Annotated in this window: 11 protein-coding genes; 8 read left to right on the top strand and 3 right to left on the bottom strand. The window is 57.4% G+C overall.

Going from position 1 to position 14968, the window contains the following annotated elements; all coding sequences use genetic code 11:
• Positions 1–64 precede the first annotated feature (64 nt).
• Positions 65–1459, top strand: a complete 1395-nt coding sequence (gene lpdA, locus ACR3EG_RS08485) for a dihydrolipoyl dehydrogenase (RefSeq protein WP_480494879.1) — start codon at positions 65–67, stop codon at positions 1457–1459.
• A gap of 137 nt (positions 1460–1596) precedes the next feature.
• Here lpdA and ACR3EG_RS08490 read toward each other — a convergent pair whose 3' ends face one another.
• Positions 1597–2982, bottom strand: coding sequence for a M20/M25/M40 family metallo-hydrolase (locus tag ACR3EG_RS08490; RefSeq protein WP_480494881.1), 1386 nt, complete (start codon positions 2980–2982; stop codon positions 1597–1599).
• Positions 2983–3293: 311 nt separating this feature from the next.
• Here ACR3EG_RS08490 and hemA point away from each other — a divergent pair, with 311 nt between their 5' ends.
• The 4 genes from hemA to ACR3EG_RS08510 all read left to right on the top strand — a co-directional run bounded on the left by hemA (position 3294) and on the right by ACR3EG_RS08510 (position 7710).
• Positions 3294–4517: a 5-aminolevulinate synthase gene (gene hemA, locus ACR3EG_RS08495; RefSeq protein ID WP_480495931.1), complete on the top strand. Its 1224-nt coding sequence runs from the start codon at positions 3294–3296 to the stop codon at positions 4515–4517.
• Positions 4518–4644: 127 nt separating this feature from the next.
• Entirely contained in the window at positions 4645–5859 is a 1215-nt protein-coding gene (locus ACR3EG_RS08500; RefSeq protein ID WP_170354492.1) for a helix-turn-helix domain-containing protein, read from the top strand.
• Between the two features lie 71 nt (positions 5860–5930).
• Positions 5931–7052: a flavodoxin-dependent (E)-4-hydroxy-3-methylbut-2-enyl-diphosphate synthase gene (gene ispG / locus ACR3EG_RS08505; protein ID WP_170782593.1), complete on the top strand. Its 1122-nt coding sequence runs from the start codon at positions 5931–5933 to the stop codon at positions 7050–7052.
• Positions 7053–7170: 118 nt separating this feature from the next.
• Positions 7171–7710, top strand: a complete 540-nt coding sequence (locus ACR3EG_RS08510) for a hypothetical protein (protein WP_480494883.1) — start codon at positions 7171–7173, stop codon at positions 7708–7710.
• A 34-nt stretch (positions 7711–7744) separates the two neighbouring features.
• On the opposite strand, the gene ACR3EG_RS08515 is transcribed toward ACR3EG_RS08510, so the two are convergent.
• Positions 7745–8503 carry a DsbA family protein gene (locus tag ACR3EG_RS08515; RefSeq protein WP_480494885.1) on the bottom strand — a complete coding sequence of 253 codons (759 nt, stop codon included), beginning with the start codon at positions 8501–8503 and terminating at the stop codon, positions 7745–7747.
• The gene (locus tag ACR3EG_RS08520; protein WP_480494887.1) at positions 8500–9882 is read right to left on the bottom strand and encodes a M48 family metalloprotease; all 1383 of its coding nucleotides are present in this window, start codon (positions 9880–9882) and stop codon (positions 8500–8502) included. Before ACR3EG_RS08520 ends, ACR3EG_RS08515 begins: the two co-directional genes overlap by 4 nt.
• On the opposite strand from ACR3EG_RS08520, the gene ACR3EG_RS08525 reads away from it, so the two are divergent.
• The 3 genes from ACR3EG_RS08525 to ACR3EG_RS08535 all read left to right on the top strand — a co-directional run bounded on the left by ACR3EG_RS08525 (position 9881) and on the right by ACR3EG_RS08535 (position 14913).
• A complete protein-coding gene (locus ACR3EG_RS08525) occupies positions 9881–11044 on the top strand; it encodes a pyridoxal phosphate-dependent aminotransferase (protein ID WP_480494889.1) in 1164 nt (387 codons plus the stop codon). The two genes, ACR3EG_RS08520 and ACR3EG_RS08525, sit on opposite strands and share 2 nt — an antisense overlap.
• A 66-nt stretch (positions 11045–11110) precedes the next feature.
• Positions 11111–12331, top strand: a complete 1221-nt coding sequence (locus tag ACR3EG_RS08530) for an N-acetylmuramoyl-L-alanine amidase (RefSeq protein ID WP_480494891.1) — start codon at positions 11111–11113, stop codon at positions 12329–12331.
• Between the two features lie 95 nt (positions 12332–12426).
• Positions 12427–14913, top strand: a complete 2487-nt coding sequence (locus tag ACR3EG_RS08535) for a penicillin-binding protein 1A (protein WP_480494893.1) — start codon at positions 12427–12429, stop codon at positions 14911–14913.
• Positions 14914–14968: the final 55 nt, after the last annotated feature.

Below are 14968 nucleotides of genomic sequence, written 5' to 3' on the forward strand. Positions count from 1 at the left end.
TGCATGTCTAAATATAGTTTAATGGTGAACTAATTTCTGCATCGACCTGCGCCGAGAGGGAAACATGGCTGCAAAATCTTTTGATCTTATCGTAATTGGCGCCGGCCCTGGCGGCTATGTGGCCGCCATTCGTGCGGCGCAGCTTGGGCTGAAGGCTGCTGTGGTAGAGCGCGAGCATCTGGGCGGCATCTGCTTGAACTGGGGATGCATCCCGACCAAGGCGCTTCTGCGCTCGTCTGAGGTGTTCCATTTGATGGAGCGGGCAAAGGATTTCGGCCTCAAGGCCGAGAAGATTGGCTATGATCTGGATGCGGTGGTTAAACGATCACGCGGAGTTGCGGGCCAGTTGTCGGGTGGCATTGGCCACCTGTTGAAAAAGAACAAAGTGACCGTAGTGATGGGCGAGGCGACGATCCCCGCCAAGGGCAAGGTTTCGGTAAAGACCGATAAGGGAACCGAAGAACTGACGGCCAAGAACATCGTTCTGGCCACCGGCGCCCGCGCGCGCGAGCTGCCGGGGCTTGAAGCAGATGGTGATCTGGTCTGGACTTACAAGCACGCGCTGCAACCGCCGCGGATGCCGAAGAAGTTGTTGGTTATCGGTTCGGGCGCGATCGGTATCGAATTTGCCAGCTTCTACAACACGCTGGGCGCGGATACGACCGTGGTCGAGGTGATGGATCGCGTATTGCCTGTCGAGGACGCGGAAATCAGCGCGTTTGCCAAGAAAGCTTTTACCAAACAGGGCATGACCATCATGGAAAAAGCGATGGTTAAGCAGTTGGATCGCGCCAAGGGCAAGGTTACCGCGCATATTGAGGTCAAAGGTAAAGTCGAAAAACACGAGTTCGACACCGTGATCTCGGCCGTTGGAATCGTTGGTAACGTTGAAAATCTCGGGCTGGAGGCTTTGGGTGTCAAAATCGACCGAACCCACGTTGTGACGGATGAATTTTGCCGGACCGGGGTCGATGGGCTTTACGCGATCGGGGATATCGCGGGCGCGCCTTGGTTGGCACATAAGGCAAGCCATGAGGGCGTCATGGTTGCTGAGTTGATCGCTGGCAAACATGCGCATCCGGTCAAACCGGAAAGCATCGCGGGTTGTACTTATTGCCAGCCGCAGGTCGCCTCGGTCGGCTATACCGAAGCCAAGGCGAAAGAGCTGGGCTATGACATCAAAGTGGGTCGCTTCCCCTTTATCGGAAATGGCAAAGCAATCGCGTTAGGTGAACCAGAGGGGATGATCAAAACCATCTTTGACGCCAAAACCGGTGAATTGCTGGGCGCGCATATGATCGGCGCAGAAGTCACAGAGTTGATTCAGGGCTACGTGGTCGGACGTCAGTTGGAGACCACGGAAGAAGACTTGATGAACACGGTTTTCCCGCATCCGACCTTGTCGGAAATGATGCATGAAAGCGTATTGGACGCTTACGGCAAGGTCATTCACATGTGATCGACCAGAGTGGGGGCGCTGCCCCCGCCGCCCTTTGGGCGACTCCCCCGAGGTATTTCCGGCCAGATGAAGAGACGAATCCTTCATTCATCTGGCCAAAAATACCTCGGAGCGCGAGGCAGAGCCTCGCTGAAAACCTAGCGCGTTAGCGCGTCCAGGATGCGGGCCCAGGACCGGATGCCTTTGTGAAAGCTTTTGACGTCGTATTTCTCATTCGGCGAGTGAATTGCGTCATCATCGTTGGCAAAGCCGACAAGCATCGAGTCCAAACCCAGCTCGGTATTGAAATATCCGACCACAGGGATTGAGCCGCCCATACCAGTGAAAACGGCCTCGCGGCCCCACTCATCAGACAATGCGCCGCGGGCGGCTTCGAATTCAGGCCGTTCTAGATTCATGACCGAGGCCGGAGAGCCTTCCAGATCATTGTCCCATTCGACATTTGCGTCGGCGGACAGACGGTCCTCGACATGTTTGCGGATTTTGTTGCGCAAATCATCGGGATCCATGTCGCCAACCAGACGACAAGTAATCTTGCAGTGCGCGCGTGACGGAATCACCGTTTTTGAACCTGCGCCGTTGTATCCCCCCCACAGGCCGTTGACTTCGAGCGTTGGCCGCGCCCATTGCTGTTCGAGTGTTGAGTACCCTTTTTCACCGTGCGGTTGAGAATAGCCCACGGAGTTAAGATAGTCTTCCTCGTCAAACCCGCAGCCTTGCCACTGACGAAGTTGGTCAGTTGGAACTTCGTGGACGCCATCATAAAAGCCTTCGACAGCGACGCGGCCGGACGCGTCGTCATAGAAAGAGGCAACGATCCTTGACAATTCGCGCAGTGGATTCAGACCGGGGCCGCCGTAATGCCCCGAGTGCAGATCGATACGCGGACCAATGATGGTGAATTCGTCCTTGAGCATCCCGCGCAGTTGCGAAGCGATCGAAGGCACGCCGCGCGACACCATCGAGGTATCGCAGACCAAAGCCAAGTCGGCTTTCAATTCGGCGGCGTTCTCGCGCAGGAAAGGCACCAGAGAAGGTGAGCCGGACTCTTCTTCGCCTTCGAAGAAAAATGTGATGCGACAGGGCAAGGTACCGTGCACCGCTTTCCATGCACGGCAAGCTTCGACAAAGGTCATCAGTTGGCCCTTGTCGTCAGATGATCCGCGACCTCGGATGACAGGGCCGTTTTCTGTGTCTTCGATTGCGGGGTCAAACGGATCACGGTTCCACAGGTCTAACGGGTCCACTGGCTGCACATCATAATGCCCGTAAAAGAGAACATGAGGGGCGTCGCTGTCTTCTCCGATGTGACCAACGACCATCGGATGACCTGATGTTTCGCGCTTTTCGGCATGAATGCCGATTGTTTTCAGATCGGCGACCAACCAATCGGCGGCCTGGCTGACCTGAGCGTCAAACGCGGGATCCGTCGAGATGGAGGGGATGCGCAACAGCTCCATCAGGCGGTCGATTGAGGTTTGCAAATCGGCGTCGATACGGTTCAGAACTGCGTCAAGCGTCATGGAAGGCTCCTGCCAATGGGATTTATGGCCGAACCCTATCAGCGCGGATGGCGCCGTCCAGCCCATATGCCGGCGAATATTGGGTAGTATCGGAAACATGGCGCGCTGCCCTGCGTCGTTTCCCCACGTCCGATAGCCGTAACTTTACTTGTCGCGTCACAAGTGAGGCGATATTTGATGCAAATCAAATAAGCATTCCCGGACTCGGTTATATGGTCCGAGCACTTGGGAACACATCGGCGTCGTTCGAAAACGGGGTCGTGGAATATGTCCGGTCAATGTGGATTGGCTGGGCTGTTAAGGAGATACCGGTGGACTATACTGCTCAGCTCGATACTGCGATTGCCAGGCTGCACGACGAAGGACGCTACCGGACCTTCATCGACATTGAACGTCGCAATGGTCATTTCCCGCATGCGGTTCACACCCGCCCAGACGGGTCCCAGCAAAACATCACGGTATGGTGCGGCAACGACTATCTTGGCATGGGGCAAAACCCTGTTGTCCTGAACGCAATGCACGAGGCTGTAGAGTCCGCCGGTGCCGGTTCGGGCGGTACACGCAATATTTCGGGCACGACGGTTTACCATAAACAGCTTGAGGCCGAGCTGGCCGATTTGCATGGTAAAGAAGCTGCACTGCTGTTCACCTCGGCTTATATTGCCAACGACGCGACGCTGAGCACTTTGCCCAAACTGTTCCCCGGTCTGATCATCTATTCGGATGAGTTGAACCACGCCTCGATGATCGAAGGTGTGCGTCGTAATGGTGGAGCAAAACGAGTTTTCCGTCACAACGACGTCGCGCATCTGCGCGAACTGCTTGAAGCCGACGATCCTGCCGCGCCCAAGCTGATCGCGTTCGAATCCGTCTATTCGATGGATGGTGACTTTGGTCCAATCGAAGAGATCTGTGATCTCGCCGATGAGTTTGGCGCTCTGACTTATATCGATGAGGTCCACGCGGTGGGCATGTATGGCCCTCGGGGCGGTGGCGTGACCGAGCGGGACCGTCTGGCCCACCGGATCGACATCATCAACGGCACGCTGGCAAAAGCCTTTGGCGTCATGGGCGGCTATATCGCGGCAAGCGCGAAAATGTGTGACGCAGTGCGTTCTTACGCGCCGGGTTTCATCTTTACCACGTCTCTGCCGCCAGCCGTCGCAGCGGGTGCCGCGGCCTCGGTCGCTTATCTGAAGAATGCTCCTGAACTGCGCGAGCAGCACCAGACGCAGGCCAAAATTCTCAAGCTGCGTCTGAAGGGGTTGGGCCTGCCATTGATCGACCACGGCAGTCACATTGTCCCGGTGATTGTTGGCAACCCGGTTCACACCAAGAAGCTGAGCGATATGTTGCTGGATGACTATGGCATCTATGTCCAGCCGATCAATTTCCCGACCGTTCCACGCGGGACGGAACGCCTGCGGTTTACGCCGTCACCTGTTCACGGACCCAATGAGATGAACAGTCTGGTTCAAGCGATGGACGAACTTTGGTCACATTGTGCGCTAAATCGCGCCGAACTCGCAGGTTAACCTCACGCCAAAGTGTGCAACGTGTTTTTCACGTGTTAGGCTTAAGCTAACAAAAGAAGCGACCGAATCGTGTAGAATTGATTCGGTTCTTGCGTGAAACACGCGTAGGCAGAATGGGGCAGCAGGGATGATTGGGCGCAGATCTCAGCGCGAATCCGAAGATGAAACCGACGTCCGGCCAAAGGGCTTTGACGATTACGAGGTGAGTCTGGGTGATCGGATGCGCGGGGAACGCGCAACGATGGGCAAATCCCTATTGGATGTCCAACGCGAGCTGCGGATCAAGGCCAACTACATTGCAGCCATAGAAGACGCTGACCCTGACGCGTTTGATACACCGGGTTTTATCGCAGGTTACGTCAGATCTTACGCGCGCTACCTGGGTATGAACCCGGATGAAACCTTTGCAACCTTTTGTGCCGAAAGCGGGTTTGAAGTTGCCCATGGCATGTCGGCCGAAGCATCGGTTGTACGCAAACCAAATGGAGGGCTGCCCGCGCGTGGTCCGATGGGGCGCGATCCTTTTACCTCTCCTAACACGCCGTTTGTTCCCGGACGTGAGTCGTTTGTCAGCCAGATCGAACCGCGTGCAATCGGGTCTTCGCTGGTTTTGCTGGCTGTAATATGTGGCATAGGATACGGCGGATGGGCGGTGCTGAACCGCATTCAGCAGGTTCAAGTGAGCCCGGTTGAGCAAGCACCCGTTGTTCTGTCAGACCTCGATCCGTTGGACGTTGCGCGCAGTGCAACACCAGACGAACAAGTGGCGGCGACCGATTTGCCAAGTGCTGAAGCTCTGGACCGGCTGTATCGTCCCCAGGCGTTGGACCTGCCGGTATTGGTGGCCCGAGACGCGCCGATTTCTACGCTGGACCCTCGCACAGTTGGAACATTCCAACCGCCCGAGCCGCCTCAGATCGAAGTGGCCGAGGTGCACACGGTCGAACGTCCCGCCTTGCCGCAGGTTGTTGAAAAGCTGGATACGACGCTGAAGATTGTGGCCGTGAATCCTTCGTGGATGCGCGTAACTGCTGCGGATGGCAGTATCATATTCGAAGGCACATTAGGGACGGTAGAGCAGGGCAACACTTTTGAGGTGCCTCTGACGGAAGAACCTCCGCAACTTCGGGCCGGCGCGTCGGGCTCTGTTTACTTTTCAATGAACGGTGAACATTTCGGCCCGGTAGGTGCGCCGGGAACAGTTGCTAAAGGCGTGATTCTATCCAAGGACGCTGTGGCCGAAACCTACAGCGTTGCGGATCTGGAAGCCGAGCAGAACAGCGCGCTCAAGCGCCTTGTGGCCGAGCTTCAGGCGCAGGAACCTGTTGCCGCATCTGAGTGATCTAGCCATTGCGATAGTGGGTTAAGCGAACTATCTAAAGGCGCAACCTAGTCTGTTTTGGACCTGTTCCCATGTCGCTCAATCACGTTCGTCCGTGGCGCAATATCTATCGCCGCAAATCCCGTCAGATCATGGTTGGCGATGTTGCCATCGGCGGCGATGCCCCGATTGCTGTGCAGACCATGACCAACACTCTGACAACCGACGTTGCAGCAACGGTGGCGCAAGTGCAGGCCGCAGCCGAGGCCGGAGCGGATATCGTGCGGGTTTCGGTCCCGGATGAGGCGTCTTCGAAAGCGTTGAAAGAGATCGTGCGCGAAAGCCCTGTACCGATCGTGGCCGACATCCATTTCCACTATAAACGCGGGATCGAGGCGGCTGAGGCGGGTGCTGCCTGCCTGCGGATCAATCCGGGCAATATCGGCGACGAAAAGCGCGTGCAGGAGGTGATCAAGGCCGCCCGCGACCACAATTGCTCGATCCGGATCGGCGTCAATGCGGGGTCGCTGGAAAAGCACCTGCTTGAGAAATACGGCGAGCCATGCCCCGAGGCGATGGTCGAAAGCGGGCTCGAACATATCCGCATTCTGGAAGACAACGACTTTCACAACTTCAAGATCAGCGTGAAGGCCAGTGACGTGTTCCTGTCGGCGGCGGCCTATCAAGGTATAGCCGAGGCCACAGACGCCCCCATCCATCTGGGCATCACCGAGGCTGGGGGGCTGGTCAGCGGCACCATCAAATCCGCCATTGGGTTGGGCAATCTGCTGTGGATGGGGATCGGCGATACGATCCGCGTCAGCTTGTCCGCGGACCCGGTAGAAGAGGTCAAGGTGGGCTATGAGATCCTGAAATCTCTGGGCCTGCGCCATCGCGGGGTGAACATCATCTCATGCCCGTCTTGTGCGCGGCAGGGGTTTGACGTGATCAAAACGGTCGAAGCGCTGGAACAGCGGCTGGAGCATATCAAGACGCCCATGAGCCTGTCGATCATCGGCTGCGTCGTGAACGGCCCCGGTGAGGCGCTGATGACCGACGTTGGCTTTACCGGCGGCGGCGCGGGGTCTGGCATGGTCTATCTGGCGGGTAAAGCCAGCCACAAGATGTCGAACGATCAGATGATCGATCACATCGTCGAGCAGGTCGAAAAGAAAGCGGCCGAACTGGACGCGGCAGCTGAGGCTGCGGAATAAAATCCAATTTCTAGTCTAGCTGTCACGTTATGGCCTGAATCTGCAGTTTTTATGTCGGTATAGATTTCGCAAGCCGGAGCAGTGAACACTGAAAGTTAAAACCATTTGCGCGGGGCTTATGATCACCGTTGTCGCTGCTTGTAGCACCTCTTCCAACATCTACGACGACCGACCAAGTTTTATCCATGTGCCGGTTCCTCCGACCCAAGGAACCCAGCTTGGGTATTTGTCAGTGAATGTTGCGGGCTTTAACGAAAACGGGGTCACTAAACGAACCGATGTTCGTATAAGCCCAGGCGGGCAGGGCAAACCACGTGGAAAACTGACGCCCGTAATTCAGGTTGATCCGCAACTTACCTCGCGGGTGGCGCTGTCCTTGCGGGATGGGCAGGATTCTCAGGCAGCGTATGCGTTTGCGCAGCAAATCGCGCGTGTCACTTATTGTCCTTCAGGACCAATCGCCAAGAATACGGGAATACGCAAATACTCAAATCCAAAAGATTTGCAGGCGATTCTGTCAGAAAGCCAACGTCAGGGGCGTGATGTTATTCCGGCTGGTATCAGGGGTGAGGCAGTCTCGGCAACAGATTTTCGGACCAATAGCTCGCCAACATGGGTCGTGTCGATGAAGTGTAACGCGCCTTTCCCCTACGACTAACGGGTAAAAGGGCGGTCTTGCCGCCCCCATGCTTTTATCCCTGTTCGGCACGCACGCCCTCAGCGATCTGCAGCATCTGATCGGCAGTCAGATAGCCGCGCAGCATTTCAGTGCCCAAAACGAAAGAGGGCGTACCTGAAATCTGCATCCGGCGCGCCAATTCACGGGTCTGGTTGATCTCGTCGGTCACACGATCGCTGTCCATCGCTTCCATGATTGCATCGCTGTCCAGCCCAAGGCCATCTGACAGGCGGCGCAGGGTGACTTCGTTGGGCTCTCCGCCAAATTCCAGCAATGCATCGTGGACTTGTTTATAGGCGTCGTCGCCAGCTACGTGTTTTGTCGCCACGGCAAAGCGGGACGAGACGACGGACGCGTCGCCGAGGATCGGAAACTCTTTGATGACCAAGCGGATGTTGCCATCCTCGGCCAGCAATTCGGCCACTTCAGGCACGGCTCGACGGCAATAACCGCACCGATAGTCCATGAACTCGACAAGCGTGATATCGCCGTCCGGGTTTCCGCCAACCCAGCTATAGCCGTCGTTGAACAACTCATCTGCATTGACGGCCACCAGCTCCTTGTCGGCAGCGGCCTCGGCAACGGCGTTGCGTTGTTCAAGCACGTTTATGGCTTCGATGATCACTTCGGGGTTTTCCAGAAGATATTCCCGAATCTGAGCGCCGAACTGCTCTTTCTCGGCATCGCTCATGGCGTTCAGGTCCAGCGCCTGTGCGGGACCGGTGATCAGGGAAAGACCCAGAAGGGCCGGTGCAGCATGTCTGAGGATCATTTCCGTTTCCTTTTCTTTTTTTCTGCTTGTTCCGAGGCAATCAGCACATCCTGTGCCCGTTGCCAACCAGGGGATCCCTCGGGCAATTGCCCGACGGCGCGTCTTGCGTGAATACCTGCATCTGCCAGCTGGCCTTGCAAGGCAAATCGTTCGGCGGTGACTGTAGATGCCATGCCGTTATTGCCGGTTTGTGAATAGGCAACGCCCAGATCGCGTAGTAGTCGCGCATTCTTGAAGTCCCTTGCCCGTGCCTTTTCAAGCACTTGCAGGGCGTTCTTCGTTTCACCATGCGCCAAAAGGGCGCGACCGTATCCTGCCAGAATTAAAGGATCATTGGGCGTCATCTCGACCGCGTGGCGGTATGCCGCGACAGCTGCCTCCACTTGCCGATTTTCAAGCAGGATCTGCCCTTTTAATTCGTAGTAAAACGGATCGTCAGGACGGATAGCCAGTGCTGCGTTTATTGCAGCACGCGCGTTATTCAGGTCCCGGTTTTGGTGATAGGCGGCGGCCTCGCGCATCAGGCGAATGTCCTGAGCGGTTTCCTCTTTGGCGCGGCGCATTGTCCAGCTTGGGGATCTGAGAAAGGCGGATAGTTTGCCTTTAACACGGGCAAACCAATAATTGGCGTTCTGATCTGGAAGAGCGCTATCCCCGAACGCGTCCAAAAAGGTTTGTGCGGCCCGCAAGCGTTCGCGGCTTGTGGGATGCGAACGCATATAAGGGTCCTGGTTGATCTCGCTCAGCAACTCCTGCCCTGCGAATTTCTGGTGTAGGGCAACCATGCCGCTTGGTGAAATGCCAGCCCATCTGAGGTAACTGGCGGCGCTTTGGTCGGCCGAGGATTCTTCGGCCCGCGTGTGCCCCAGAAAGCTGCGCAAGGCTGAACCTGATGTGCCCGCGGCGATACCAGCCGCAGCCTCGCCGCCGCCTGCGGCCGCGACGACCAAGGCAAGGGCTGTTCCCAATTGCGAATTGCGTTGTGCGGCCTTTAGGTTTTCAACCCGGCGCGCCAGATGGCCATTGGCGATATGCGCGGCTTCGTGGGCGATCACGGCCTGCAGCATCTCGGGGGACTCGACGTTCAGGATCAGGCCGTAGTTCAGATATATGGTATTGTAATCAATGACAAAGGCGTTGAACGTACTGTCATTCACTACCAGAATTTGAACTCTGTTGGTGTTCAATCCGGCAGCACGCAGCACGGGAAACGCCATCTCTCGCAGGCCATATTCGATGTCCGGGTCGCGGATCAGGCTTTGCGCGGCGGACTGCACAACTGTCGCGGCCCATGTCGCTACAAGCAGCAACAGGGCCGGGATTGACGCCAGCCTGGATACACGTTCAAAAGCCATGTCAGCAACATGGGAGATGGGCATGCGAAACTCAACCCGGTCCGGGGTCGATCCGTTTATTGTGATGGACGTGATGGAGGCCGCGCGCAAAGCGGAAGAAGCCGGGCGCACCATCATCCACATGGAGGTCGGCCAGCCTGGCACCGGCGCCCCCACGGGGGCGACAGCCGCGTTGACCCAAGCGATGCAGCATGAGCCGCTGGGCTACACTGTCGCGCTGGGTATGCCTGCGCTGCGTCAACGCATAGCTCGGATGTATGGTGAATGGTATGATGTCGACCTCAACCCTGATCGGGTGGTGGTCACGCCCGGATCGTCTGGGGGGTTTTTATTGGCGTTCACCGCGCTTTTCGACGGCGGAGACCGGGTTGGAATCGGCGCACCGGGCTATCCATCTTACAGGCAGATTTTGAAGGCTTTGGGGCTGGTGCCGGTCGACCTGCCCACTGCACCGGAAAATCGTTTGCAGCCCGTACCGGCGGATTTTGCCGGGCTGGACCTGCAAGGGTTGATGGTGGCCTCTCCGGCAAATCCCACCGGGACAATGCTGGATCGCACGGCAATGGGCGCGCTGATCGAGGCGGCGCAGGGGCAGGGGGCCTCGTTCATCAGTGACGAGATTTACCACGGGCTGGAATACGAGGCCAAGGCTGTCACCGCGCTGGAGCTGACGGATGAGTGCTATGTGATCAATTCCTTCTCAAAATATTTCTCGATGACAGGTTGGCGCGTCGGTTGGATGGTCGTGCCCGAAGATCAGGTGCGAGTGGTCGAACGGATTGCCCAGAACATGTTTATCTGTGCTCCGCATGCCAGTCAGGTGGCGGCGCTGGCCGCGATGGGTTGCGACGAGGAATTGCAAGCCAATCTGGATGTATACCGCAGAAATCGCGCGTTGATGCTGGAAGGGTTGCCCAAGGCAGGGTTTACAAATATCGCGCCTCCTGACGGGGCATTTTATGTTTATGCGGATGTCTCTGAACTAACCAATGACAGCCAAGCCTTCGCCGCCGAGATTCTGGACAAGGCCGGTGTCGCTGTGACCCCGGGGTTGGATTTTGACCCTCAGCGTGGGCATACGACTTTGAGGTTCTCGTATGCGCGGTCAAGCGATGATATCGCCGAAGGCCTAAGCCGACTTGCGCGCTTCATGACCGAGCGGGGATCGTCCGAGGCCAAAGCCTAAGGCGTTCACAAGTGGGCGTAGGTCGGTTAGTCTTGTGCGCAAACGATCTTGGGAAAACTCGAGGCCATGAGCAGGATATTTTTTGCCATAGCGCTCATCTGCGCGCTTGCAGGTTCAGCCTTTGCGCATGATTTCAGCGCATTGGCCCGGATTGAACCTGCAAACAGCCATGTCCAAAATGATGGGCAGGCTGGGGTTCGTGTACAGCTTGGTCTCAGCCAGGGTGTGCCGTATCGGGTGTTCACCCTGGAAAACCCCTATCGCGTCGTCCTCGATTTCAAAGAGGTCGATTGGACCGGGCTTGAGAGCGACAGTCTTTTGCAGGCGGATCGCGTGACGTCTGTGCAATTCGGGGCCTATGTGCCGGGGTGGTCTCGGATGGTGCTGGAGCTTGGCGCGCCAATGGTCGTCGATACGGCGGGCCTGCGGATTGATTCCGCGTCCGGAGCCGCTGAGTTGTCTTTGCGCCTTAAGCGATCGACTGCGGAAACCTTTACCATCAGTGCCGGCGCACCGCGACAACCGGGATGGGATCTGCCGGAAGCCGCTGATTTACCCGACGCTCACCCCAATGACGGTCCGCGTCCGCTGCGTGTCATGTTGGACCCCGGACATGGCGGTATTGATCCGGGGGCCGAGGTTCAGGGCGTGAACGAAAAGTCCCTCATGCTGACTTTTGCCCGCGAACTGCGCGAGCTTTTGCTGCGTCAAGGCGGGTATGAGGTGATCCTGACGCGGACAGACGACCATTTCGTGTCGCTCGAGCGGCGCATTGCGCTTGCGCACAGGGCTGGGGCGGATGTGTTCATCTCGCTGCACGCGGATATCCTGTCAGAAGGCCGCGCACATGGTGCCGCTGTTTATACCTTGTCCCAAGACGCCTCGGATGTGGCCAGTCACAAACTGGCCGAACGGCACGATCGTGCCGACCTGATCTCGGGTATTGATCTGAGTGGTGCGGACGATCAGGTGGCGGATGTTTTGCTGGATTTAGCGCGTCAGGAAACCCGTCCACGCACAGATGCGTTGGCGGGGGCTTTGGCCAACGGAATGGCTCAGCAAGGCGGACCGATGAACAGCCATCCAATCAGAACAGCGTCGTTTTCAGTGCTTAAGGCGGCCGATATACCTTCGGTTCTGATCGAACTGGGCTTTCTGTCCAGTCCCAGAGACCTGAAAAACATAGTAGATCCCGAATGGCGCATGGGCATGGCGCGGGGGATCCGTGACGGGCTAGAGGATTGGCGTCAGCAGGATGTGATCCGGCGGTCCCTGATTGGTCAGTGACCCTGCGGCGTAATCCGGCTAATATGGGTCATCGTGTTTTGACCCAGAGCAGGCGCGCCCTTATATAGACCGCACCGCGAGCAAAAGGCAGTGACGTGATCCGTTTCATATTTTCAATCTTCGGGGCGATCTTCAGCCTCGTGACCCTTGGTGTTTTCATGTCCGCGCTGGTGATTGGCGCGATCTTCTGGATGTATGGGCGCGATCTGCCCAGCCATGAATCGCTGGCGCAGTACAAACCGCCCACGATCAGTCGGATCTATTCGGGCGAAGGCCATTTGATCGACGAATTCGCGCAAGAACGCCGCTTGTTCACACCGTCCGAGGAAATTCCCGATCTGGTGAAACAGGCCTTTATATCGGCCGAGGATAAAAACTTCTACACGCATCAGGGCTATGATCCACGTGGGATCGTCGCTGCTGGGGTCGAGGCGGTGAAGTCGAAGGGCGAAAACGTGCGTGGTGCGTCCACGATTACGCAGCAGGTGATGAAGAACTTCCTGCTGTCCGGCGACCGCCGCGCGGAGCGTAAGATCAAGGAAATCATCCTCGCCACCCGGCTTGAGGATACATTGGACAAGGAACAGATTCTCGAACTCTATATGAACGAGATCTTTCTGGGCCAGAACTCGTATGGTGTGACTGCCGCTGCCCAGACTTATTTCAACAAGACGTTGCAGGAACTAGCTCCGCATGAGGCTGCGACTTTGGCGGCGATGCCCAAGGCGCCTTCGGACTACCACCCGGTGCGCGAGAAAGAGCGCCTGCTGGCGCGCCGCAACTATGTGCTGCGCGAGATGAATCAGAACGGGTACCTCGACTTGGCCACCTATGAGGCCGAGGTGGCGCAACCGCTGCGCTCGGTCCAAAACGGCGATTTCGAGAGCTTCCGCACCGCATTGCCGCCGCGTGACTATTTCACCGACGAAATCCGCCGCCAATTGAGCGAGGATTTCGGTGAGGGTGAGTTCTTTACCGGCGGCTTCACCGTCCGCGCCTCGGTGGACGAGGAAATGCAGGTCGAGGCCGCCAAGGCCCTGCGCACAGCGCTGCAGAAATACGACCGGTCGCGCGGAAAATGGCGCGGCACAGGTGAGGTGATCGCTGAAAATGCCCTGTCGAATGAGGCGCAATGGCGTGAAGCACTGGCGATTACGGAAATCCCTCGTGATGTTGAGCTGCCGACGCAATGGTATCCGGCCGTTGTGCTGAACGTTGCCGATCAGTCCCTGACCGTGGGTATCGAGGACGGGCCGGCAAACGGTACCGTACCTCGTTCAGATATCCAGTGGATGCAGGGTAATTTCTTTGACAACTTCAAGCGCGGCGACGTCATTCTCGTGATGGCCGGGGAAGAGGGCCAGTGGTCCGCCCGACAGGTGCCCGAAGTGCAGGGCGGCTTTGTGGCGATGGACGTGAACTCGGGTCGTGTTCTGGCGATGCAGGGTGGGTTTTCATATCAAGACTCGGTGTTCAACCGCGCCACGCAGGCGCAACGACAGCCGGGCTCCAGCTTTAAACCGTTCGTCTATGCCGCCGCGCTGGACAGTGGCTACAGCCCAGCAACCATCGTTGTGGACGCCCCGATCGAGGTGAACACGCCGCAAGGTCTGTGGCGGCCCAAGAACTCGTCGAACAAATTCTACGGCCCGACGCCCTTGCGCACGGGGATTGAGCAGTCGCGGAACCTGATGACCATCCGTTTGGCGCAAGAAGTCACGATGCCCGTGGTTGCGGGCTATGCCGAACGGTTTGGAGTTTATGACCGGATGGGCGCATTCCTTGCGAACTCGCTGGGGTCAGAGGAGACGACGCTTTACAAAATGGTCGCCGCCTACGCGATGTTTGCGAATGGTGGTGAGCGGGTCGAGCCCACTCTGGTCGATCGCATTCAGGATCGGTTCGGCAAGACGATCTATCGCCATGACGACCGGCAGTGTCTGGATTGCAACTCGGCATGGTTGGAGCCTGACGAGTCGCCCACCATCGAGACCGACCGCTGGCAAGTCATGGACGCTATCACCGCGTATCAGCTGACATCGATGATGAAAGGTGTAGTGGATCGTGGGACTGCATCTGCTCATGTAAAATTGCCGGTGCCAACGGCCGGCAAAACCGGTACGACCAACGAATCCAAGGATGCATGGTTTATCGGCTTCACCTCGAACATCGTGGCCGGGTGCTACATTGGGTATGATCGCCCGCGTCCGATGGGTAGAGGTGCCTATGGGGGGACAATGTGCGGCCCGGTGTTCCAGAGTTTCATGGAACACGCCACCGAGAAGTATGGCGGCGGTCCGTTCGAAGTGCCCGAGGGTGGCCATTTCATCAAAATCGACCGCTTCAGCGGGGCGCGCCTGCCTGCGGACGCGACCGGTGACTATGTCGTCGCCGAGTATTTCCGCGATGGTGTGGATGGCTTTATCGACCGGGTTTACGATGGTGGGTTTGCGATGGGCTCGGACCTGCCTTTGTTTGAAGAGGCCAGCTCGGGCCGACAGGTGACGACATCGACCGGTGATACGATCACTGTTGGCCCCAACGCCAGCCAGGGCGATCTGCAGGGCGGCGGGCTCTACTGAAATCTTTAAGGGCCGCTCTGTCTTGTAGCGGTCCCATGCTCTTGCTATCACGCAG

Source organism: Ruegeria sp. AM7, from assembly GCF_056535965.1.

Coding starts and splice junctions, on each gene's coding strand:
- lpdA (WP_480494879.1), top strand. CDS start 65: ATGGCTGCAAAATCTTTTGATCTTATCGTAATTGGCGCCGGCCCTGGC.
- ACR3EG_RS08490 (WP_480494881.1), bottom strand. CDS start 2,982: ATGACGCTTGACGCAGTTCTGAACCGTATCGACGCCGATTTGCAAACC.
- ACR3EG_RS08500 (WP_170354492.1), top strand. CDS start 4,645: ATGATTGGGCGCAGATCTCAGCGCGAATCCGAAGATGAAACCGACGTC.
- ispG (WP_170782593.1), top strand. CDS start 5,931: ATGTCGCTCAATCACGTTCGTCCGTGGCGCAATATCTATCGCCGCAAA.
- ACR3EG_RS08510 (WP_480494883.1), top strand. CDS start 7,171: ATGATCACCGTTGTCGCTGCTTGTAGCACCTCTTCCAACATCTACGAC.
- ACR3EG_RS08515 (WP_480494885.1), bottom strand. CDS start 8,503: ATGATCCTCAGACATGCTGCACCGGCCCTTCTGGGTCTTTCCCTGATC.
- ACR3EG_RS08525 (WP_480494889.1), top strand. CDS start 9,881: ATGCGAAACTCAACCCGGTCCGGGGTCGATCCGTTTATTGTGATGGAC.
- ACR3EG_RS08520 (WP_480494887.1), bottom strand. CDS start 9,882: ATGCCCATCTCCCATGTTGCTGACATGGCTTTTGAACGTGTATCCAGG.
- ACR3EG_RS08530 (WP_480494891.1), top strand. CDS start 11,111: ATGAGCAGGATATTTTTTGCCATAGCGCTCATCTGCGCGCTTGCAGGT.